The 25,568-nt window shown below is 57.4% G+C and carries 3 protein-coding genes; all 3 read right to left on the reverse strand.

What is annotated here, in order from left to right; all coding sequences use genetic code 11:
• Positions 1-35: 35 nt before the first annotated feature.
• From PBOR_RS18680 to PBOR_RS18690, 3 genes are read right to left on the reverse strand one after another with little or no spacing between them, the layout of a single operon-like run.
• Entirely contained in the window at positions 36-9,311 is a 9,276-nt protein-coding gene (locus PBOR_RS18680; RefSeq protein WP_042214198.1) for an SDR family NAD(P)-dependent oxidoreductase, read from the reverse strand.
• Positions 9,312-13,139 carry a beta-ketoacyl synthase N-terminal-like domain-containing protein gene (locus PBOR_RS18685; protein WP_052429550.1) on the reverse strand — a complete coding sequence of 1,276 codons (3,828 nt, stop codon included), beginning with the start codon at positions 13,137-13,139 and terminating at the stop codon, positions 9,312-9,314.
• Positions 13,136-25,522 (reverse strand): SDR family NAD(P)-dependent oxidoreductase, encoded by a 12,387-nt coding sequence (locus PBOR_RS18690; RefSeq protein ID WP_042214201.1) that lies wholly within the window; start codon positions 25,520-25,522, stop codon positions 13,136-13,138. The genes PBOR_RS18685 and PBOR_RS18690 overlap by 4 nt, the downstream gene beginning before the upstream one ends.
• Between the last annotated feature and the right edge of the window lie 46 nt (positions 25,523-25,568).

Raw genomic sequence — 25,568 nt, forward strand, 5'->3', positions numbered from 1 at the left:
ATGTTTGATATGCTGTGTTCCTGCGCTTGCCCTGTTCAGACGGATGCGGATATTGCCGGACGTACAACATTTATTCCCGATACTCCTGTGAGCTTCAGGGTCAATTCTTCCATGGTCACAAGGACCCGCTGCTGCGGATCAACGATAGAGAGGTCAACCGCCGTCAGCCCGTCACTCATCGTCCGCCACTTGGCGTGTACCTGGACATCCCGGGTCAGCGGACCAAGCACCGTACATCTCAGCAGCTTGCGGTATTCCACCCGGTCAGCCTGTACGGCCAGCCGCAGCAGGCATGCCAGCAGTTCATCAACAGCCGAATAGTGAAGCAGCGCCTGATTCCGCTCGGAGTCCGGAGTTTCCTTAAGGCGAACGCGGATTGCCGCCTGATGCGCGCCGGTCCGCAGCTCGTGAACAGCCCCGATATGCTGAAAAGCGGCGGCATGATGTTCCGGCCAGGCAACGGGCGCACCCAGTTCAGCCATACGGAACGGAACTGCTGCTGCTTCATGCCCGGAAGAGGCCGCTGCGACTTTACCCTGGGCACAAATGACATACTCGCCTTGTTCGTTGTCATAGCCTGTCTCGCATTCAATGTGCGCTCCAGCTTCATACAGCGAAGTCACTAGGCTGTCCGCTGCCCCAGGCTGCGGCTGCACTCCCCATATCACATCTTCGATCACATGGCAGGGCGACTCCAGTGACAGCTCTGCGGTGATGCGGAACAGCTCGATAAAGGCGGTGTTCACCAATACGCTGTTCATATCAGACTTAAGGACAGTCTCGTACCGCTGCTTGCTGAAGCTGGACAGATTGCGGTCCACCAGCGGATGCAGCTTGCGTCCTTCCCCGCCCTGTGCGGGAAGCGGCGATTCGGTCCGGGAAATCCAGTAACGCTCTCTTTCAAAAGCATAGGTCGGCAGCGGTATAATCCGCACCTCCTGACCCGAATGCAGCTGCGTCCAATCGACCTCTGCCCCCTGTACCCATTCAGCCGCCACTTCTGCGGCATCTCCGGCCGTGAGCACTGTCCCTTTCGTCCGCTTAGACACCTTGCCGGAATAGATGTCTTCCGGATGCTCACCGGCCAGATAGCTGTCCAGCTTGGCCTGTAATTCCGCGATGCTGGCACAGGCAAAGGCCAGGCGGCAGGCCATTTCTTCCCGTCCGGTCTGTAAGGTGTAGGCGGCATCCGCAAGCGCGGTATCCGGGCTACGGTCCAGGAACGAGCGCAGCTTCACGGCCATTTGCTTCAGGGAATACGGTGTCTTGGATGACAGCACGATGACCTGTGCGCCGCTGCCGGAACCAGACTGCGCCGCGGTTACTCCCGCCTGAACGTCAGCGCTGTATTCCTCGATAAGCACATAGGCATTGGTTCCACCGGCACCGAAGGAGCTGATCCCGGCCCGCCTTACTGCTGAACCGTCCGTTCCAGCAGCCGTCCAAGGCGCCGGCTCATGCTGTACACGGAAGTAAGAATTGGCAAAATCAATATTGGCATTGGTCTGCTCCGCATGGATGGAAGGGGCAAGCTGCCGGTGTTTCATCTGCAGAAGCACCTTCGTAATGGAGGCAATGCCAGCTGCCGCTTCCAAATGGCCGATATTGGATTTGACCGAACCGATGGCACAGGACTGCTTGGGCGGATTCGCTTCAGCAAATACCTGATTGAGCGCATTGATCTCAATGGGATCTCCCAGCTTGGTTCCTGTGCCGTGCGCCTCGACATAAGAGAGGCTGCCGGCATCCACGCCCGCCTGCTTCAGCGCCTTGGAGATCAGGCTGACCTGGGCATTCGGATTCGGAACGGTATAACCGCTGACCTTGCCGCCATGGTTGATTCCCGTCGCCTTAATCACGCCATAGATATGATCTTTATCCTTAATGGCTTCGCTCAGTGGCTTTAAAAGAACCGCGCCTACTCCCTCGCCGGGAACAAAACCGTCGGCGTCATCTCCGAAGCTGTGGCATTTCCCCGTCGGAGACAGCATTTTGGTCTGGCACATCAGCACATATTTATAAGGATGCAGATATAAGTTCACTCCGCCCGCTACCGCGAGGCGGCACTCCTTGTTCTTCAGGCTCTCACACGCCGCATGAATCGCCGCAAGCGACGATGAGCAGGCCGTGTCTATCGCCAGACTGGGACCGCTGAAGTTGAACATATAGGAAATCCGGTTGGCGATGGACCAGGGCGATACGTTCGGCATGGCCGAAAGATTGCCCCGTTCCCATTCCTCCGGTCCCCACAGCTGGTATGAATAGGTGGTCGCTCCGGCAAAAACGCCGACATTCGCGCCATGCTCCTCGCCTTCCCGCTGCAGCTTCTTCTTGGTGTAGCCCGCATCCTCAAGCGCCGACCATACCGTTTCGGCAAACATCCGTTCCTGCGGGTCCATAATCACCGCTTCCCGCGGTGCAATATTGAAGAATGCAGGATCGAACTTGTCCACATCATCGAGGAAGCCGCCCCATTTGCTGTACATCTTGCCTTCCTGCACCTTCTCGAAGCTTCCGCCCTGATATTTCTTATAATCCCAGCGGTCTGCGGGAATCTCGCTGATGCAGTCTCTTCCGCCTGCGATATTGTCCCAGAATTCGTAAATATCTCCGGCCAGCGGATATTTCCCGCTTAGACCGATAATCGCGATCTCTTCGCTGCTGCCCGCTGCCGCATGAGCCGCGCCTCTATACCCGCTTTGTCCCGCGAAGGAGGTAAGCTCTTTCCATACCAGCGGCCGGGTAGCAGAGGTTACCGGCTGGCCTGCAAAATCGGCGGTTGAAGGAGAACCAGCCCCATTCGGCAACAGAGGAGACAGCAGCTTATATTCCGGCTGTTCCCCCACCGGTGCCTGGAGCTTCGTGCCTGTCCCGTGAGAGCGGAACAGCTTGTTCAAAGGACTGCTGTAGCGGCTGACCATATGTGCCGCGAGGCTCTCAAGGGTCTGGTATTCGAACAGCAGGGTTTTGGAAATCTCACCGAGATCCTCTTCCAGCTTGCCGTTGAAGTAGCCGACCATCACCGACTCAATGCCGTATTCCTCAAATTCGGCGGTGATGTCGATTTCTCCCGGCTGAAGCTTAAGCAGTCCGCTGAACAGCTCTGTCAGGTAGTGCAGCGTCGGTTCCAGCAAGTCAGTGCCAGAGAGGCTGTCGTCTTCAAGCTCCTCCGGTGAGGCCTTCGCCTCCGCCTGATCGGCGCGGTTAATCCGGTCCAGCAGCCTGCTTACACGCTCTGGCTGCCCGTATCCGACGATCAGCGGATTGATATTGCCTTGCCGGAGCAAGAATTCAAAAGCTGCAATACCCTGCTGCACAGGGAGCGGTGTCAGCCCCGTCTGCAGCTCCAGAATTCTCCGCTGCTCTGCGGTCAGCTGCATGCCGTCCGCTTCCCACAGCGGCCAGGCCACGGAGAAGGTGCGCCCGGAGCGGGCGCCTGCTGCGGCCAGCCGTTCGCGGTAGAGCGCGAATTCGTTCATGAAGCTGTTCGCATAGGCGTAATCCGCCTGCCCGGGGTTGCCCGTCTCTCCGGTAAGGGAAGAGAACAGCAGGATGAAATCGAGCTTCTCCTCCTGCGCAGCCTGATCCAGATTCAGTGTGCTGATGATCTTGGAAGAGATGACCTGATCAAATTCAGCCTGGTCTTTGTTCAGAATGAAAGCGTCCCGGTGAATCCCCGCACAGTGCAGGATGCCGTCAATCCGGCCGTATTTCTGCTTCACATAGCCGATAAGCTCCCGTGCCTCCTGCTCTTCAGCGGCATCCGATACGAGGTATTCCGCAGAACCTCCGTGCGCCCGGAGTGCCGCGAGCTTCGCCGCCTTCTCCTGGTCCAGCGGGGAACGGCCGGTCAGGATAAGCTGCGCCTGCGCCGTTTCCGCCAAATAAGCGGCGAACACACGTCCCAGCCCGCCAAGCCCCCCTGTGATGATGTACACACCGTTTGCTCTGACGGTTACCGGATTGCCGGGCTTCACTACGCTTCCGGCTTGAACGAGCCGCTTGACGAACCGGCCCGCGCGGGTATATCGCACCTCCTGCTCACCAGGGTCCAGCAGCAGCTCTTGTTCAAGGATGGAATGAGTCTCCTCCTGTGGCAGCGAAGACGCCAGGGAGACGGTCTTGAAGCTGTAATTCGGGCTCTCCAGGTGCAGCGTCTTGATGAATCCGCCCATTGAGGCATCCAGCAGACTGCCTGCATCCCCGATGTCCCTGAAGGCATACAGCAGCCGGATGGCAGCCGCTGCCTTGCTCTCCATCAGCGCCTGGGTCAGGAACAGCAGCGGATATATGCTGTGATTCAGCTTGTCCTGTGGCTTCATTACAGCCGAAGCTGCCAAATATATAAGCTGCGTCAGGCTTACACGCCGCGCTTGCAGGGACTCCAGCAGCGTATGGATATGCTGCTTGTTGTCAAAGCGCAAGCTGTAGAGATTGTCGCCGAGCTGGGCATATTGCTCCCCGGCGGTGACGAAGATCAGCCTTGCACCTGCTGCGAAGCTGCGCTTGAAGTGCGGCAGCTCCTGCACATCGTCCAGGAACAGCACAATATCACCCGTCAGACTTCCGGCCGCCGCCTGCGGACTTGGTGTCCACTCCGTGGTGTAATACTGGGTGGTTTCCCGTTCCTGTACTTCCTGTACCTGAAGATCAGCAAGCCGGATGCCTTGCAGCGTCCAGACCACTGCTCCATCACTGCTTAATACAGCCAGTGTATATTCATCCCCGGCAGTACGCTCGGCACGAACCGCGAATTGCTGCAGCGGCTTGTGCAGGAATGACATTTGCCGGATGGAATGCAGGACTGCGGGACGCTGCGGCTGCTCCAGCGCGGCGAGGGCCAGCAGGGTGTGGCAGGCTGAATTCACGGCTGCGGCGGAGAGTGAATCAGCCGGGGCGTCACCGAGATCAACGAAGGCCAGCAACAGGTTCTTCTCTTGCCGCAGGCCGGTGACATTCTTCAGTCCGGCCTCCATACCATAGAGTGAGCGGAGTGCCTGCCGGGCCTGCTTCAGGACCGGTACACCTTGACCCGCAGCTGGAATATCTTGGGTGGCATAGGCTGCATCTATAGTCAGGTCCGCTCCCTTAGCGGCCCCGCATTGAAAGACGGCCTGCTCCCCGATCCGTATCTCGGCTGCTCCGGTTCCCTTGTCCGGGAAAATGTGAACGTCCAGCGCCGGCGGAAGCTGCTGCCGGTCAATCAGACCCGACCACACCAGATTCTCCAGCAGCAGCTCTTCCTGCTTATAGCCGGCCAGCTCCAGTGCTTCCCGCGCAAACGCCAGCAGCCCGAGCCCGTTCATATACTCTTGTCCCTGCCAGATGTAGGGCTCATAGCTGCTGCCGATCACCGCAGACCGGGAAGAGAAACGGTAGCCGTCGATGGTGGACAGATTATGCTCTACCAGTTCTCCCATACCCGCAGTCTCCGGGAGCAGAGCCGGAACGCGGATTTCCCGCCGCTTCACCTCTTGGACCCAATAACGGTTCCGGGCAAAGGGGTAGGTCGGAAGCGGCACTCTTGTGCAGCTGCCTGCTTCGTACAGCTTCCGCCAGTCCACATCCAGTCCCAAGGACCAGAGCTGGGCTATTTTATCGGTATTGCCGCCGTCCAGCAGCAGGTCTACATAAGAGATTCCCGCCTGGCCCGCGTTGAACAGCTCTATATAATCCTTGAAGCCTTTGACATTGCCCCGGTATACCTTGCCTGCAGGCAGGCCGCCCTGATTGAATTCGTCCAGCAGCGCTTTCAGCTCGGAGACCGAACCGGCAATAATCGCCAGCCTCTCCGCAAAAGACTCCCGTCCCACCTGCAGGGTATAGGCGATGTCCTTAAGACTGACCGCTTCAGCCTCCGGCAACTCCAGATATTGTGCCAGCTTCAGCGCGTAAGCCTTCAGCCGGTCCTCCGCTCGGGCGGATAAGACAATGATGTGCGGTTCTTCGCTGCCGCCGCCGTCTTGCATACGGCTCTCGGGAGCAGGGATGTATTCCTCCAGGATAATATGCGCGTTGGCTCCGCCTGCCCCAAATGAGCTGACTCCTGCCCGGCGCGGATATTCCTTCTGCCCTCCGCCTTCCCGCACCGATACGCGTTCCCACGGGCCAACCTCTCTCTGCACATAAAAAGGCGTTTCCTCAAAGTTAATGTGGCCGTTCAGCTCCTCGGAATGAAGCGAGGGAACCAGCACACCGTACTTCATTTGCAGCAGCACCTTGGTAATAGCTGCGATGCCGGCGGCAGATTCGCAGTGTCCGATGTTCGACTTCACCGAGCCGATGGCACAAAACTGCTTGTCACCTGTCCCTTCCTTGAAGGCCTTGACCAGGCCGCTGACTTCAATCGGATCACCGAGCGAGGTTCCGGTGCCATGGGCTTCAATATAATTGACCGTACGCGGATGGATTCCCGCAGCCTGCAAGGTTTCCTGGATCACCGCACCCTGCATGGACGGATTCGGCACCGTATAGCCTGTGGTTTTGCCGCCATGGTTGATCGAGCTGGCCTTGATTACGGCATAGATATGATCGCCATCCTGTACTGCCCGGTCCACGGTTTTCAGTAAAACGGCGCCAACACCTTCCCCGGGAACATATCCGTCTCCGCCTTCGCCGAAGCTTCTGCATCGCCCGTCGCTGGCCGCGAACTTCTGCTGGCTTAAGAATATGTATTTATCGGGATGAATCGAGACATTCACACCCCCCGCAATTGCAAAATCGCTCTCGCCCCGGCGGATGCTGTCACAGGCCAGATGGATCGAAGTAAGCGACGAGGAGCACATCGTATCCAGCGCGATGCTGGGCCCATTCAGGTTGAGATGATAGGACACCCTGTTGGCAATCGACGCGTAGACGGAGGACAAGGCGATTTTATTGCCGTCGACCTCTGCATCCAGGAGCTGATACTGGCCGTACATCACACCGGCAAAAACACCGACCTTGCGGCTGCCCAGCGTACCCGGTGTATATCCGGCATCCTCAATGGCACTGTAGGCGCACTCCAGGAACAGCCGTTCCTGCGGGTCCATAATCTCCGCTTCCCGGGGGGATATATTGAAGAACAAAGCGTCGAAGCGGTCCACATCGTCAAGGAAGCCGCCCCATTTGCAGTACATTTTGCCGAGCTGGTTCTTATCCGTAGTGTAAAATTCGTCAATGCTCCAGCGGTCTGCGGGAATCTCGGTAATGCAGTCCTGCGCCTGAAGCAGGTTGTTCCAGAACGCCTGCAGATCCGGGGACATCGGGAATTTCCCGCTGACGCCAACGATCGCAATATCCTCATTCACCCGGCTGCGGTCCCGCTGCCTGGCAGCTTGCCCGGCGTTTGCGGACGGCTGGATCCGCTTGGGCGGAACAGGCGTTTTACCCGTGAGCTGCGGACGCGCATCTGAACGAAGAGCTTGCGGCGCGGCAGCTTTTTTGGGAGCCGGAGGTTCGATTAATCCGGCGAGTGTATCTCCATGCTGCTCAGTGAAATATTCGCTTAATTCCCGCAGCGTCTGGTATTCGAACAACAGTGTTTTGGACAGTTCGCCGAAGACGGCCTCCAATTCCTCGTTGATGCTCATCGCCATAATGGAATCAAAGCCGATTTTCTCGAACGAATCGTCCAGGCCCAGCGCATGCGGCGGAATTTTGGTTACCTTGATGAAAATATTCTTCAAATACTGCTCCGCGCCTTGCTTCAGCGCCTCCGTATCTATAGAGATAGTGGATGAACCTTCCGGCAAGGATGCAGGTCCGGCAGCGTCAACCTCAGTGGCGGCACTTGCCTTGTCCTCTTGCTCCGGATAATTCATCGCCTTCACCGCCTGATCAATCCGCGCTGCATCGCCATAGAGCACCACAGCATTTCCCGTCATGTGGCGGCTGATCCTATCGAAGGCATCCAATCCCTCAGCCGTAGGCAGTACCGAGATCCCCAGGTTCCTCTGCATGATGTCCAGGCTGTCCGCTGTCGTCGTCATCCCGCCCTCCTGCCACAGCGGCCAGTTGACCGAGAGGATGTTTACACCGGCAGCGGCTCTTTTCTCATTGGCAAAATGGTCCATGAAGCTGTTGGCGTAAGCATAATCACTCTGCCCCATATTGCCGGTCACGGCGGAGATGGAGGAGAACAGCAGCATGAAGTCCAGCGGCTCCTGCCCGAAAGCTTCATACAGGTTCCGCGTACCGGCAACCTTCGCTGCCAGCACCCGCTCAAGCTCTTCCTGCTCCTTATGCAGGATGAAGGAATCGCTGGTCATTCCGGCACAGTGCAGGATGCCATGCAGCCGGGGGAAGCCGGCTTTGACTTCGGAGAGCAGCGCCTGGGTATCGGCTGGATTTGCCACGTCGGCACGGACATATAACACCTGATTGCCGTTTCTGTGCAGCGCCTGCAGCTTCTCTTCCAGCGCACGGTTCAGCGGCGTTCTGCCGGTTAAAATAAGGCTGGCCCCGCAGGTATCCGCCAAATGCCGGGCCAGCGTGTAGCCGAGTGCACCTAGCCCGCCTGTGATGAGGTAAGCCGGACGGGCTGCGGGACTTTGCTGCCGGACAGGAATTGGATCTGCCGGAGCAGTATGCCTTTCAAAAAACGGCACATACCGCCGGGAACCCCGGTAATGGATTTCCCGGTGACCGTTCTGCATGGAGCCAAGCTCCAGCAGCAGCTGCTCCAGCAGTTGCGGGTCAAAAGCCTCACGGCTGAGATCGGTGGATACTGCCTTGTACAGCAGGCTGGGGTTCTCAATCATGACGCTTTTCACAAAACCGTCCAGTGCAGCATGGACCGCATGATTCTCCGCCTGTTTATATTGAAACAGGATATTAACCTTTGCGCGTTTTTTGAAGGACAGAAGGGCTTTGGTCAGCGCAAACATTGAATATACGCCGCTCTCCATGGCAGCATCCGCCTCACCATCGCCTACTTCCTCCTGTGATAGGAGATGAAGAATGCTGCCGGGAAAACGTCCCTGCTGCTCCAGGCCGGACAGCAGCCGCGTATAATCCTCCTGACTCTGCAGAGGAAGCCGGTCATGTCCTGTTTCCGGCCAGGTAGCAGCTTCATCCGCCACTACAAACGTAAGTGAACGGAACAAGGAGGCAAACTGGCTCCGCAGCTTGGGTTCGAGGCCCCCATCGGCAGCCAGAACGAGCACATGTCCGAGGGAGTCCCCTTTAGCGGCTGTGAGCGGCTGTTCCGCCAACGTCTTGGTGAAAGTTAAGAGCACTTGCTTATCCGAGCGCTTCAGCGCCGCAATCTGCCGGAGGCCTTCCTCCTTGGAGATGGCTCCGCTGGCAATCCTTTCAATAATTGATCTCACTTAGATTCCCCCCAGCATTCTCTCAACTTCGTCTATCCCGGCTTCTCCGGCCAGCAGTTTGTTCAGCATCTCATCCAGCAGCGCAGTCCCGGCCGAAGCGCCCGTCTCTGCGTCCGCCACCTTGGTGTTCTGCTCCGCAGAGATCAAATCTCTTCCCGAAAGACAGGAGAAACGCACCGCCGGCAGGCCTGAGCTGTCAAGCAGCAGCAAATCGAACTGCATGCCCTGCTCCTTCCCAGAAGCAGCAGGCGTTACCAGACAATAGCTTACAGGAGTCAACGTTCTGTAGACCTCTACAGCCTGCAGGGCAAACGGAACAAAGGTTCCATTCTGCCGCTGGCCGCTCAGCACCGAATACAGTGCCGTCTGCATTGCTCCATCGGCAAATCCTGGATGAAGGATATACTCCTGAAGCGGCATTTGCGTGTGTACTGGCAGCGCCAGCTTGGACAAGGTGCCGTAATCCCCGGTATACACGGCTTCAATGGTCCGCAGATTCGGACCATAGTTCATTCCGTGTGCCGCGAACAGCTCATAACAGTCCTCGCGGTTAATGCTGCGGCTGGCCGTTTGGAGGAGGTGCGGAATATCCACAGCCTCCATCTCACCCGCTTCGGCTTCACCGTCCGTATAATTCACCGTACAGGTGCAGTGCAGCACCCTTTGCCCGTTCCCGTTCAGGGAATAGATGCTGGCCCCGATGCCGTCTTCCTGGGCAACCAGCCCGATATAGACGTCCTGGACATCCGTATCTGCCGGAAGCTCCAGCGTTCTGCGCCATGTCACATCGGTGACCGACTGCACCCTCCACTCCCGGCTGGAGAGCAGCCCTGCCCGCCAGGCCATTTCGAGATAAACCACGCCCGGCAGCACCATCTTGCCCTGAACCACATGATCGTGCAGGTAGGCATCCGCTGCGCTTAGGCTTTTTTTGTAGCATTGCTCTTCAAATACGGATTCATTGGTGTCGATCACCGCCGCCAAGGCCGCGGGCTTGCTGCTGTATACCACTGCTGCGGCTTCCGTAGAGTTATACCAGTAGCGTGTCCGGTCGAACGGATACGTGGGCAAGGAGATTCTGCCCGGCTTGCTCTGCGTATACAGCAGCTGCCAGTTGAAGTTCACCCCGCTGATCCACAATCTGCAGAGCTGGCCCAGCTTGCCGGACTGCACGAGGGACAGCAGGAAGGCTTCCCCTTCCTCACTTTCCGTGAAGACATCGCGGATCTCGCTGCCAGAGCTGATATTTCCCGCATACAAGTCGGAAACTTTGCGGTTGCCGGCCAGGAACTGGCTCAGCTTCTCCCTCAGCTCCTGCGTCCCGGATACCACGATCGCCAGTCTTTCTTCCATGGTCTCCCGGCCGACCTGAAGCGTGTAGATCAGCTCCTCCAGGCGGAAATCATAGGCGGCCGGACGGTTTGCATCTGTTGCAGCTTCCGCTTCACCTTCGCTGGCTGCTCCAAGTCCATGTCTGGCCGCAATGGTTGCGGAACCAAGCTGCTCCAGCACATGACCGGCAATGCCTTCAATCGTGGCGCTGCCCGTCAAGAGGCCCATAGGCAGCCGGACCGGATAGACCTCATAAAGAGCGTCCGCTGCGGCCATCAGCTCTTCTTTGGACATACCGTATTCCTCAATGGCTTCCTGGGCGCTGATGTGTGCCGGCAGCAGGGCCGATTGCAGGAAACAGGCGGTGATATCGGCGATCACATATTTTCTCAGTTCGGCGCTGCTGATCTCTTCAGCCGCATTCCCTTGCTGAACCGTATGCAGATCAATGTAATCAAGGACATGCTTGGCATAGGCGTTCAGCCGGTCCTTGTTTTTGGCGGATAAAATAAAGATGTGCGGCCCGGAACGATGGTCAATGTGTGGTGCGGACAAGGTACTTTCCTGCTGACCCTTATATTCCTCCAGGATGACATGCACGTTCGTGCCGCCTGCGCCGAATGAACTTACCGCAGCGTACCTCGGGCCTTCCCTGGTCATGCTTCCCTCTTCAATAACGGCAGGCTTCCATTCTTCCAGACGGCGCTGAACATAAAAGGGAGTCTCCTCAAAGTTAATGTTCGGATTCAGCACCTCGGAATGAAGCGAGGGCACAAGCTGCTTATGCTTCATTTGCAGCAGCACCTTAATGATGGAGACCACCCCAGCCGCCGATTCCAAATGGCCGACATTGCTTTTGACCGAGCCGATCGCGCAGTACTGGTTATCTGCCGTCTGCGTTCTGAAGGCCTTGGTCAAGCCGCTGATCTCAATCGGATCGCCGAGCGCGGTTCCCGTTCCATGCGCCTCCATATAGCTGATACTCCGTGGATGGACGCCCGATTTGCGCAGCGCCTCCGCGATAATATTCGACTGGGCGTTCGGACTCGGAACCGTGTAGCCGTTCGTTTTGCCGCCATGGTTGATCGAGGTGGCCCGGATAACGCCATAGATGTTGTCGCCGTCCTCAACCGCTTTGGCGAGCGGCTTCAGCAGCAGCGCACCGACCCCTTCGCCGGGTACATACCCGTCTCCGCCGCTGCCGAAGGCGCGGCATTTGCCTTCACTCGAAGCGAACCGCTGATTGCAGAGGAACAGGTATTTATCCGGGTGAATGGTGACATTCACTCCCCCCGCAATCGCAATCTCGCTGTCTCCGCGGTAAATGCTCTCGCAGGCGAGATGCAGCGCGGTCAGCGACGAAGAACACATCGTATCCAGCGCAATACTGGGGCCATTAAAGTTAAAGAAATAGGACACCCGGTTGGCGATGGAGGCATACGACGAGCTGAGTGTCATGGTATTTCCTTTGGCGGTCTCCTCCGCTCCGTACAATTGATAGTGGCCGTACATGACACCGACGAACACACCTGTCTTGGTGTTCCACAGGGACTGCCGGGTATAGCCGCCATCCTCAATTGCGCTGTGTGCGCTCTCCAGGAATAGCCGCTCCTGCGGGTCAAGCTGCTCCGCATCTCTTGGTGTCAACTGAAAAAACAGCGGATCAAAGCAGTTGTATTCATCGATAAAACCGCCCCACTTGCTGTACACCTTGCCTCTCTTGCCCTTCTCTGGATCGTAGTAGCGGCTGTGATCCCACCGCTGCGGCGGAATCTCAGAGATGCAGTCCACACCGTTCTTCAGATTGTTCCAGAATTCATCCAGGTTCCGGGCACCCGGAAAAGCGCCGCTGATGCCAATGATCGCAATGCCCTCATCCTTCGCCGGGTGAGCCTGCTCCTCGGCCTGGTCCCGGCTCTTGCCGGGCGTCACGAAGGATCTGTACTTCTTCGAAGCTTCATCAGCCTTCTTCTGGACCGGTGCAGGGTCTGCCGCCGGTACGGCGGGCTTAGCCGCTTGGTGATTCTGGTGGTTCTGGTGAATCTGGTGAATCTGCTGGGTCTGCCGGTAGCCGGCCTGCCCTTCCAGCAGCTCACGCTGATTCTGCACAAAATACCCGGCAAGCTCAGCCAAATTACCGTATTCGAACATCAACGTCTTCGGAAGATTCGGGAAATCCTTGTCCAGCAGCGAGTTGATCTCCATAATCGCCACCGAATCCACCCCGTAATCCTCCAGGCTCTGCCCCGCATTGATCCTCTCCGGCTCCAGGCCGATGACCTGGGAGAGCAGTCCCTTCAAATACTGAACGGCATAGTCATGAAGCCCCTGGCCTCCCTGCGCCACTGCATTTGATCCCGCTGCCCGCTTGGTGTCTGCTTGCGCTGCGGGCAGGCTTTTCAGCTGCCGGATCAGTGTGTAGCCCTGCTCGGGATCCATCTCTCCCCGCTTGATCTGCTCCAGAATTCTGCCCATCTCCAGATTTGCGTCACTCATCGTAGGCCCCCCATCCACTGTTCGACATCCGCTTCACTCATCTCTCCGGCCTGCAGCCGGGTCAGCAGGTCAACAATGGCCTCTTTATCCTCAAGCGGTATTTCTTGAACCGGCGTGTTTTTTTCCAGCTTGAACGCATGGTCAATCTTGGACTTGCTGCCCGCAGCAACAATGATATTGCCGCTGCCCGCCTGGCAGATGGCTTCAAAGGCCCGGATGCCTGTCTCTTCATCCATCATGCTCATGCCCAGATAGCTGGAATAGAACGCCGACTCGCTCTCGGGAATTTCAAATCCCCCGTCCTTCCACAGCGGCCAATTGACCGAAATCGTCCGGCCTTTGCGCTTCCCTTGCGACACGGATTCATCTCTGAGCTGTGCATAACGGTCCATGAAGCTGTTGGCCATCGCATAATAACCGACGCCCAGATCACCCAGCTCCACCGAAATGGAGGAAAAGAGGATCAGGAAGTCGAGATCAAAGCCTGTGCTGAACAGGTCCAGGTGAATCAGGCCTTGTACCTTGGAATTCATGATCTCCCGGCCTGCTGCGCGGTCCGATTCCGTTACCGGTACGGAGCCGCCCTGGCCTGCGCAGTGAATGATGCCGTTAAGCACGCCGAACTCGCTCTTGATGCGGCCCATGATCCGCTGCACATCCCCCGCAATGGAGATATCGCCCTGAAGATAACGTCCTTCTCCTCCAAGCCGCTCCAGCTCCGCCATGAATGCATCCGTCCGCTCACTTGCCGGCTGTCTGCCTGTGCAGATCAGGGTGGCCCGGTAAGTGCGGGCAAGATATCTGGCAAAAATCATGCCCAGCGCGCCCGTACCGCCGGGAATCAGATAGACACCGTTCTCTTTAAAAGCTACGGTGCTTGCCGCCGCTGCCGTCCTGCCGCCAAGCTCCAGCGGCTTAATCTTCCGCACCCGCCGCTGTCCTTCGGTATAGCGGATATCCGCTTGGCCTGTATTCTCCGCAGCGAACAGTTCCTGATAAAGTCTCTCCTGAAAGCCCGCAGCGTGGATGGCATTGTAGTCCGCTGCTACGCTGGCAATCTGGAACTTATGATGCAGCGTTACAATTGACTTCGCGAAGCTGGCAAGCAGTTCATGCGGAGCCGAGAAGCCTCCCGGCTCTGCCTGGTAGGCGAACAGCAGCTTCAGCGGCTGTTGCCCATACACTTGGACAAAGGCTTTAAACAGTGAGACGACGGAAAATACGCCGTTCTCCAGCATCTGTGTCAGCACAGGCTGGATCGTATCTTCGCGCAGCGCGGCCAGCGGCAGTGGTGCTGCCGTGCCTGCCCACTGATGCAGGACATGGGTAGCGTGGAAGCCACTCTCCCGCAATTCCTGCAGCAGTCTCACATAATCCGCTTCCCTGTGCGGGTTGATCGCTATATGATTTCCCTGGCGTGCCCGGTATTCCGTATCCGGTGTAATCCAGATGCAGGCATCGGCTCCGCTTGGCATGCTGCTGAACATCGGATGCGCGGTTTCCATATCGCCGTTGACCCCACCGAAGCTCCCTGGTTCGCCAAAGACCAGAACATTCCGCCGCTCTGCGGTTCTAACCGGAACAAGCGCCTCATTTTCATAGACCGGAGTATAGTAGAATATCTCATCCTCCGTGCGGCCGCCTTCCGGCTTGCCGGCAAATGGCCGGACAATGAAATCCTCGATTCTGACCAATTCATGGCCGTCCAGATCGAGAATGGCAATATCGAAAATGTTCAGTCCCTGGTTGTTCTCTCCCGGCTGCTCCTTCACCCGGGTGTACACATAGCAGTCGGCAGGAATCGGCGCGAATATCTCGATGTTCCCCAGCGAGAACGGAATATGCGTGGCTCTGCCTGCTTCATCCCTGCCTGCAGCCACCGAACGCACCGCTCCGTCGAATAACGCCGGGTGCAGTACAAATTCAGGCAATGCGGATCTGTAAGCTTCGTTCAGGGACAAACGGGCCAGCGTCTCTTCGTTTCCGCTCAGCACCTCTTCCGTCACCTGGAAGGAAGGACCGTAATCGAATCCAATTCCTTTAAATACATGCTGGTAGCATTCGTGTTTATCTTTGCGGCCGGGGCAGCGCTCCTTGATGCCGTCCAGGTTAAAGCTCCGGCTGCTTCGGGAAGCAGGCACCTCAGCGAACTCCAGAACGCCCCTGGAATGCACAACCTTGCCGCTTCGGGCACTGCTGAAGATTTCATAATGCACAGCATCCGCTGCAGGCTCCAGAACGATATCCAGGTCCATGAAATCCTCCGTCATCACCACCGGCTTCAGCCACACAATGTCCCGGACCGCGCTGACCGTGGCTTCGGCGGCGATTTCACCGGCGGCTCTGGCCATCTCAATGTAAGCCACCCCGGGCAGAAGCATCTGCTCCGCAACGATATGATCCCGCAGGTAGAACTGCTCCACAGAGAGGCGCTTGCGGAAACGCTGCTCACGCAGTGTGGATATATTGACATCGACCAGCGGATGCAGCGGGTGCAGGGAAGTCATCCCTTCCGTCCATTGCCCGTTCACTGCCGGAGTAGTTATCCCCGTGCCGCTTCCCGTGTTCTCCAGCCAATATCTTTCTCTGGCAAAAGGATACAGCGGCAGGGAAATCTTCTGCGGCTTATATCCTGCAAAGAAAAGATTCCAGTCGATCGGCGTGCCGAGGACCCATAGCTTCGCGATCCGTTCCAGTTGATTCTTGCGGGCCAGAGCGGCGATATAAGCGGCATCCTCAGGGTCATTCCCCAGAATTGCGGCTCCGCTTGTCAGCGCCGCCGCCGAATTGCCCTGGTGTACCCCTTCGTGTACAGTACCTGCGGCAATAGCTTGCAGGACTGATTTCAGTTCATCCAGCGTCGAGGCGGCAAACGCCAGCCGTTCCTCCATTTCCTCCCGGCCTGTGCTCAGCGTATAGGCGATATTCGCCAGTGTATATTCTTCGGCAAGCGGTGCCTCCAGGAAGCGGTCCAGCTCACGAATCTTCTCCATGAGACGTTCCCGGTTCTTGGCGGACAATACAATCAGCTTGCTTCCGGGAATTTCTATAGCGGCCTGTGCCGGTACGTATTCCTCGGCAATCAGGTGCACGTTGGCCCCGCCTGCTCCGAAGGAGCTGATGCCGGCTCTGCGCGTGCCTCCGCTGTTAGTGTCCTGCTCCCAGCGGTCCAGGCTGCGCTGCACATAGAACGGCGTATCCGCGAAATGGATACCGCTGTTCAGCTCCTCCGTATGAATCGACGGTGCCAGCATCCGGTGCTTCATCTGCAGCATGACCTTGGCTACAGAAGCAATCCCTGCGGCAGATTCCAGATGTCCGATATTGGATTTAACCGAGCTGATCGAGCAGAACTGCTTGTCGTCCGTGTACTGGCCGAAGGCCTTGGACAGCCCGGCAATTTCAATCGGGTCGCCCAGGGAGGTGCCGGTGCCATGCGCTTCAAGGCTGGTGATTGTTCTGGGATGCACGCCCGACTTGCGGAGAGCCTCGGCAATGGCCGCAGCCTGGGCACCCGGATTCGGTACGGTGTAGCCGCTGGTTTTGCCGCCGGAATTCACCGCCGTGCCCTTGATGACTCCGTAGATATGATCTCCGTCTTCTATGGCCTTGCTGAGCGGCTTCAGCAGAACTGCCCCCACGCCTTCACTGGCCACATAACCGTCTCCGCCTTCGCCGAAGGCCCGGCATTTGCCTTCGCTGGAGGCAAAGCGCTGGCTGCACAGGAACACGTATTTGTTGCGGTGGATCGTCACGTTGACGCCTCCGGCAACTGCGGCCTCGCTCTCACCGCTGCGGATACTCTCGCAGGCCAGATGAATTGCGGTCAGCGAGGACGAACACATGGTATCAATTGCCATACTCGGCCCCTGGAAGTTGAACAAATACGACACCCGGTTGGCGATGGACGCGAAGGACGAGTTGGGTGCCACCAGATTGCCTGAGGCGTAGCCTTCCGTCCCGATGAGCTGATAATGGCCATACATGACGCCGACAAAAACACCGACTTTAGAGCGGGCGAGCTTCTCCCGGGTGTATCCGGCATCCTCGACGGTGTGGTAGGCGCATTCCAGAAACAGCCGTTCCTGCGGGTCCGTCAACTGGGCATCCCGCGGTGTCATCTGGAAGAATAACGGATCGAATTTGTCCACATCGTCGATAAAGCCGCCGTACTTGGTGTAAATTTTGCCCTTCTTGCCTTTCTCCGGATCGTAGTCGCGAGTGTAATCCCAGCGGTCAGCGGGAATTTCGGTAATGCAGTCCCGCCCTTCCTTGAGGTTGTCCCACAGCTCGGAGATATTGCCCGCCATCGGGAATCTGCCGTCCATGCCGATGACCGCGATATCCATAGCACCGCTGTTCACTGCGTTTCTTGCCGGAAGCGCGGCTTCTCCTGCCTTCGGCATGAAGCGTCCGCCCTGCGGTGCTGTATAGGCCGCAGCCTGCGGGTCTATCGACAATTGTACCGGCGGTTTCACCGCCTCCGGGTTCTGCGGCTGCTCAAGCTTCAATAGGGAAGCAAGCTGGGCTCCGTAATGCCCGGTGAAGTAACCGGCAAGCGATTCTACCGTGTTATATTCGTAAAATAATGTCGTCGGCAGTCCGCTGAACTCGCGCTGGAGCGACTCATTCAGCTCCAGAATCATGATCGAATCCAGACCAAAGGCATCCAGCGGCGAAGCCTGGCCGATCCGTTCCTTCGAGATGCCCAGAGTCTTGGCAAGCAGGCTGACAAGATAAGCCTGCGTCCGTACCAGCAGTTCCCCGCTGTCAACGCTGCTGCTTGCTGACTGCGCCGCTGTGGCCGCCTGACCAGCTTGACCAGTTTGACCTGCTCCGCTTATACCGAGCGCCCGGGCGATTTTGTGCGGATCGCCGTAGCCGACGAAGGCCTGCACGACATCCTCTTTTAGCACAGCCTCCAGAATATCCAGGCCTGTTCTGCTGTCCAGCAGGTGCATGCCGTAATAATCGGCCAGCACCTGCTGCTGGGCCGCAACAACCTGATATCTTCCATCCTGCCAGAGCGGCCAGTTGATGGATACGCTCTTGCCCTGCCGCTGATGCTGTGCGGCAAGACGGTCACGATAGACGGCAAAGCGGTCCAAGAAGCTATTGGCAGCCGCATAGCTGCCCGCTCCCATATCCCCGATCTGTGCAGAGGTGGACGAGAACAGGATGAACAAATCCAGCGCTTCATCCTTGCTGGCCAGATCCAGATTCAGGGTCCCGCTGACTTTGGGGCCGAGAATACGGGCAAAGCCGGCTTTGCTGCTCTCCGCTGCCTTCACCGTCTCGCCGATTCCGGCACAATGAAGGATGCCGTTAATCCCGCCGAAGCGAGCTTTGGCTTGTCCGATTAACCGGACTGAGCTATCCATGTCGGCAACATCTGCCTGAAGGTAGACCGCTTCTGCGCCAAGACCCGCCAAATGCTCCAGCTTCGCCTGAATGGCCGCATCCACCGGCTGCCTTCCGGCCAGCACCAGCCTGGCTTGAACCGTAGCGGCCAGTTCAGCCGCCACCAGCATGCCGAGTGCTCCGGTGCCGCCGGTAATAATATAGACACCGCCTCTGATGAACCTGGATTCTCCGGCCTGGTGAAGCATGGGCTGCGGAAGGAGCTTCCGCAGATAACGTGCTCCGCCGTCGTATCTGATTTCTGTCCCGCCAGCAAGCTGCGGCGGCAGTAATTCTTGGACCAACCGCTCTGCGGCTTCTGCCGGGGCCTCTGCATTTAGCTGAACAAGACTCAATTGGAACAACGGATGATCGGCAGAGATTGAATGGGCCAATCCGGCAGCCATTTCATTCAGCGGCGTCAGCACATGTTCTGCACTGTCATAGGCATATAAGCATCTGATTCTGGACTTCGGCTTCGATGCTGCCGCCGCCTGCAAGAGATGCAGCAGTGAATACAGCCCTTGATCCATTTGCGCCTCCAGAAATTCAGCCAGCCCTTCTTGCAGACTATCCGTATCTTCCAGCGCATCCCCAGCCCCAGCCCCGGCACCGCCATTCACATTCCAGCCATGCACAATATGCTGTAGCTCCACGCCCTGAGTGTTCAAAGCTTCCAGTAACCGGAGGTAATCCGCTGCCTGTCCCGGGTTGATCACATACTCTGTGCTGCTCAGCCGGGCATATTCGGCCCCGGCCTGAACCTGAATGCAGCGGTCTGGCGCCAAGCCTTGCTGCGTAGCCTGCTCCCGGATAGAATCAGTCAAAGCCGCTGAGCCAAACACCACAATCGAGGACAACGCAGCGGATTCCTGCGGCAGAGCAGCTTCTACCCATTCCGGTGCATACAGCGATAAACCGGCAGCTTGCACGGGTGCGGCTCCTTTGGCTGATGCGTACTGCTTAATCGAGAAACCGAACAGCCGCACAACCTCTTGGCCTTCCATGTCGGTAATCCGGATATCATACTTCCGCGTTCCCTCATCATCCGTGCCGGTTGCCCCCTCTGCAGGCTTCGCATAGGCGTAGCACTGCCGGGGAACCTCACCGACCAGCTCCATACGGTCCAGGGCGAACGGCACCCGGAGCGTCAAGTCCTCATCGCTGCGTCTTCCTGCCCATGAGAGCGACCGCACCGCACCGTCGATGATCGACGGATGCAGCACATAGTCGGCGTAATCCGCCTCAAGATGCTGTGGCAGAGAAATTTCGGACAAGCCTTCCTGTACAGAGCAGTAAGCAGTCTTCGTCACCCGGAAAGCAGGGCCATAATCGAAGCCGACGCCCTTGAAGATATGGTCATAACACTGTGCATGATCGAAGGTGGATGTACTTCTCTCCTTGATCTTCGCAATCTCCAGCGTTTGGGCGGAAGCCGGTGTCTCCTGCAAAATAATCCCCGAGGAATGCAGAACGCGCTGATCCCCGGCTTCACTGAACACCCGGTATTCCAGCTCTCCTGATTCAACAAGCCGGAAAGAGGTGTAAATTTCCTTCCGGTCTTCCTCCAGCTCCACAGCCTTAATCCATCTGACATCCTTCAGCCCCGTTACCGGGGTGATTCCCGCCAAATCGGCAGCGGCTCGTACCATCTCCAGATAGGCTACACCAGGCAGCAGAACCTTGCCGCCGACCACGTGATCCTTCACAAAAAACTGGTCCAGCCGCAGCACCGTTCGGAATTTCTCCTCTTCCATAGTGGAGACATTGCTATCAACCATCGGATGGAGTACGGCGGCAACCGCTTCTGCGGACGACAGCTTGGGAGCGATGCGGCGCGTATTTTTACGGACCCAGCAGACTTCTCTGGCAAAAGGGTACACCGGCAGCGGAATGCGTCTGCCCTTCCGGTTCACATATAGGCGGCTCCAGTCCACCGCCTCTCCGGAGGTCCATTGTTCCGCCAGCTCCGAAAGCTCCAGGGCTGTAAACGGCTGCGCCGGTATTTGATTCCCCGCTTTGACAGTTAGCGAAGTCGTTGCCGCAGGCTGTGCGGATACCTGACCGTAGCACACTGCATATACTTGTTCCTGCCCGGCGAGGCAGCTGCGCAGAATGTTCACCAGCTCCTCCTTGCCGGAGGCGGCAAAAGCCATCCGCTCCGCCATTTCCTCTCTTCCTGTCTGCAGCGTGAAGGCGATGTTATGCAGTGTAAGCTCTTCCTTATCGCCATGAAGCGTCAGGTAGCTGAGAAGCTGTTGCATTTTTTGCTGAAGCTGGGGCTTGGTCTTGGCAGACAGGATAATCACGTTCCCCTGCCCCGACTCCCCGGATTGCCCGGAACCGGAACCAGAACCGGAAGAATCGCTGGCGGCTGCAGTCGTATAATCCTCCAATACCACATGGGCGTTCACTCCGCCGAAGCCGAAGGAGCTGACCCCTGCCCGTCTTGGCGCATCTTCAAGCGTTGTCCATTCCTGCGTCTTCTCCACGATATAAAAAGGCGAATGCTCAAGCTCGATATACGGATTCAGCTGGTTAAAGTGAACGTTGCCCGGTAAGGTCTTATGCTTCATCGCCAGCACAACCTTCAGGATTCCGGCAATGCCTGCGGCGGCCTCCAGGTGGCCGATATTAGTCTTGACCGCACCCAGTCCGCAATACTGCTCACGGCTCACCGGGATTCCGTGTCTGTGATACAGCTCCTTAAAAGCGCTTTTCAGCGCATTAATCTCCACCGGGTCACCCAGGCTGGTGCCGGTGCCATGCGCTTCGATATAACCGATGGTATCCGGGGAGATGCCCGCCTTCTCATAGGCTTCTACCAGCACCTCAGCCTGCGCCTTCGGATTCGGCACCGTCAGCGAGCTGACCTTGCCGCCATGATTGATCGCCGTTCCTTTGATAACCGCATAAATATAATCCCCGTCCGCTTCGGCCTGGCTTAACGGCTTCAGAAGAACGGCTCCTGTACCTTCTCCGCGCACATAGCCGTTTGCGCTTTGATCGAAGGTTTTGCAGCGTCCGTCCGGTGACAGCATGCCTGCCCGGCTGAAGGAGATGTGCAGGGTTGGGGCGGCAATCACGTTCACACCGCCGGCAATCGCCTGTTCGCAGTCGCCGTTCTGAATACTCTCCACCGCCCGGTGCACGGCCACCAGGGAACTGGAGCAGGCCGTATCAATCGGCTCGCTTGGGCCGTGGAAATTGAGCAGGTAAGAAATCCGGTTGGCGAGTACGCAGTGAGAGCTGCCTGTGGAAGAATAAGCCTCTATCTCGATATCGTTGTCCTGCAGTAGAGTGCTGTAATCATTCGTAGAGACCCCGACGAACAGCCCCACCTTCTTGCCTGACAGCGCCGAAGCCTGATATCCCGCATCCTCAAGGGTCGACCACACGGTTTCCAGGAAAATCCGCTGCTGCGGGTCCATCAGATCGGCTTCACGCGGGTTAATGCCGAAGAAGCCCGGGTCAAACTTGTCGATGTCCTTCATGAAGCCGCCCCAGCCGGAGATCGGCTTGTCCGGGCCGCGGCCCTTCAGCCGGTTCAGCTCCTGAATATCCCAGCGGTCGCCGGGAATCTCCGAGATCATATCCTTCTGCTGCCGCAGCTGCTCCCAGAATGTCTCCAGATCTCTCGACTCAGGCATAGCTCCACTGATCCCGATAATGGCAACCGGTTCGCGTTTGACGGTTACAGCTGACTCCGGCTGAGGCACCTTCCACCCTTGTCTGACCTTCGTACCGGAGCTCCCCGCCTTAACCGGCCCATAATCAACAGAGGCTACAGCTGCCTGCGCGGCTCCTTGACTGAAATATTCAACCAGTTCGTACGGATAGCTCTCCGCCAGATGGGCAGATAATGCACGGGCCGTCGGATATTCAAAAAAGACCGCCGGTGTCATCCGCACCTGGAACGTATCATTGACCGCACCCGCCGCATCCGTGAACGTAATGGAACTCATTCCGTATTCGCCCAAATCCTGATCGGGATGGATCACAGCTTCATCCAGCTTCATCAAGCGGCTGATGACTCCGGTAATGGCTTGCTGAGTCTGCTCCAGTAAGTCGGCCGCCAGATTCGCCCGGTGACCAGCTCGTTCTCCGGTTATAGCTGCACCCGCAGCCGCTGATTCAAGGCCCAGAATGCCGCTGATTTTCTTGCGATTTGCCTGAAGCGGCAATATTTGTGATACATTCCCGTTCAGGATTGCCTCGAAATAGCCCAGTCCTGCCGCAGACTCCAGCGGTTTCAGACCCACGGTATTCCGGAAGAACAAGAGCGTCTGTTCCTCCACCTGCATCCCTCCGTCTTTCCAGAGCGGCCAGTTGATGGAGATGGACTTTCCGTATCTGTGACCCGATCGCACCAAGGCATGTCGGGATAGCATATATTCGTCCATAAAAGCATTGGCATACGCGTAATCGCTCTGCCCGGTATTTCCCGTGACCGCAGCTATTGAGGAGAATGCCGCTATGAAATCCAGCTTATCCTCCTGCGTTGACTGGTCGAGATAGATCAGCCCCTGAACCTTTGCCCCCAGCACTTCGCCGGCCTGCTCCGCGTCCTTCACCTGGATAAGTGCATCGCGGGTGACTCCCGCCGCATGAATGATGCCATGCAGGCTGCCGAACCGGCTCCTTGCTTCGGCAACAGCCGCTGCTGCTGCCTGTTCCTGCGAAATATCCGCCTGCACATACAGCACTTCTGCCCCGAGCTTCTGTAAACGGATGATTTGCTGTTCCTGCTCCGGCTGAAGAGCGGATCTGCCGATCAGCACAAGCTTGGCCTGAACCTGCCCGGCAAGATGCTCCGCCACAATCAGCCCCAGCCTGCCCAGTCCGCCTGTAATGAGGTAAACGCCCTGCGGCCGGATGATATCCCGCGTGGCTTCCTTCTCCGGCAGTGCAATCTCCTTCAGTGCATGAACATACCTTCTGCCCTGCTGGTACAGCACTTCATCGTCAGCTGATTGTACCTCGGCGGCAACCATCCGGTATATCTCCTCCGTGCTGGCCTGTCCGGTGAACAGCGTGCTGAAATGCAGCTTGGAATGCTCCAGCTTGAGCGTTTTGTTGAAGCCTCTCAGTGCTCCCAGCTCCGGTGGTACAGCCTCTTTCTCCCCGCCCCGGCATAACTGGATCACCCGGGTATGCCGGTTTTCCTGGCCAGCCATCAGCGCCTGGGCCAGATACAGCTGGTGCAGGTAAGCTCCGGCGGCAGCTGCCCCGGCAGAAGCAGCAGCGACCTCCGGCTGTTCATACACGATGGTCTCCAGCGTACAGCCTCTGTTCTTCAATTCACGAATCAAGCGGGTATAATCGGCCGGCTGCTCCGGGTTAATCCGGTAATGCGTTTCTCCGTCCTGATGATACTCGGCACCGGCTTCTACAATAGTTAACTGCCCTGAATCAGCATGATTATTGGCCTTGGCAAATTCCTTATATAGCTCGGACTGCCCGGTGAATAAGAGCACATCGCCTTGAATAGTATCCTGCTGCGGAAGGGACGTACCGCTCTCCTTCCACTCGTAGGCAAAGCTCATCTCCTCGGTGCTCTGCTGTCTTCCCTGATGGAAGACCTTCAGTACAAAGCGGGTGAACTTCAGCAGGACCCGGCCCTTCCCGTCGGCCAGCACGACGTCGAACTCCTGGTCACCGCCGCTATTGGCGGACTCCAGCTTTTTCACATAGGATACACAGCTCGCCGGCAGGCTCCCGAAGATTTCCAGCTTGTCAAAAGAATACGGCAGTGCCACCGCATCCTCCATTTCTTCCTGAGAGCTGACCAGCCCGATGACCGCTTCCAGTACTCCGTCAACCACGGTGGGATGCAGCGTATATTCCTTGAAGCCTTCGCGCAAATGTGCAGGCAGTTCGATGAAAGCTAACGCTTCTGTCTCCCCGGCAAACATTTCAGTTATCGACTGAAAGGACGGGCCGAGCAGCAGCTGATGTTGTCTGAACTTGTCATAGATTTGGGTTCCGCTGACGCGCGTCTTCCCTTGGCTTAGCGCGGTAATATCCAAGGTGTCCAGCAGATTACCAGACGGTTCTTCCGCTGTGTAACTGATACTGCCCTGGCTATGAACGACCGGATTTCCTTCGGACAGGCTTGTAATCTCATAATCTAGTTCAGCTTCCGCTTCCCCCGGATACAGGCGCACCTGCACAGTCTTAGCGGCTTCGCCGTCTTCCAGTTGAATCGGGTAAGCCCAGACAACACCGGTTATCCCGCGGACCGTTGTACCCGGCAGGGAAGCGGCCGCAGCGGACAAGGCCATCTCCAGCTGGACCACACCCGGAAGCAGCTTATGGCCGGATACGATATGATCGTTCAGGTAGAACTCTGTGCCGGTCAGCTTTTTCGCAAAACACTGCTCATGCACCGTAGACTGGTTGCTATCCAATACCGGGCCTATCGCTTGTACCGCAGCGCCTCCTGTTGCAGCTAAAGGCGCTGCTGTGTTAAGCTCCAGCCAATACTTGTGTTTCTGAAACGGATAAGTTGGCAGCGGTGTTTTGTTATATTGGCGATCGCTGTACAAGACGTTCCAGCTGCAAATGCAGCCTTCCATATACAGTCCTGCGGCCTCATCCAGCGCTTGCCGGGAGACTGGAGCCCCGTTTGTTTTTTTCACCATAATCCCGTCCAGCCTTCGCTGATCCTCACGCCCGTTCTGGCTTCGCCGCAGCACGCGGGAGGCACTGCCAGTATCCGCAGCAAGCGCCTCAAGGGTGCGCAGCAGCTCCGTTTCCAGCTCCTGCAGATCACCGGCAATCACGGCCGCCCGCTCGGGAAAGTGGCTTCTGCCGACGGATAACGTGTAGGCGATATTTCCGACATCCGTACTGGCGTCCGCCTCTTCCTTGATCCACTCTTTTAGATCCGCAAGTCTCCGAATCAGGCCCTCCCGGGTCTTGGCTGAAAAGAGAAACAGATAAAAAGGGCGTTCGCCGCTATGTATGCCATTATTGCTCATCTGTTTAGCCTCCACTTCTCTTCCTAATGAATGTATGAATTTCGGC

It is taken from the genome of Paenibacillus borealis, assembly GCF_000758665.1.
In the GTDB taxonomy this organism is placed as follows: Bacteria; Bacillota; Bacilli; order Paenibacillales; family Paenibacillaceae; genus Paenibacillus_AQ; species Paenibacillus_AQ borealis.

Excerpts from the sequence above, each read along its gene's own strand:
- PBOR_RS18690 (WP_042214201.1), bottom strand. The coding sequence starts at position 25,522 with ATGAGCAATAATGGCATACATAGCGGCGAACGCCCTTTTTATCTGTTT.
- PBOR_RS18685 (WP_052429550.1), bottom strand. The coding sequence starts at position 13,139 with ATGAGTGACGCAAATCTGGAGATGGGCAGAATTCTGGAGCAGATCAAG.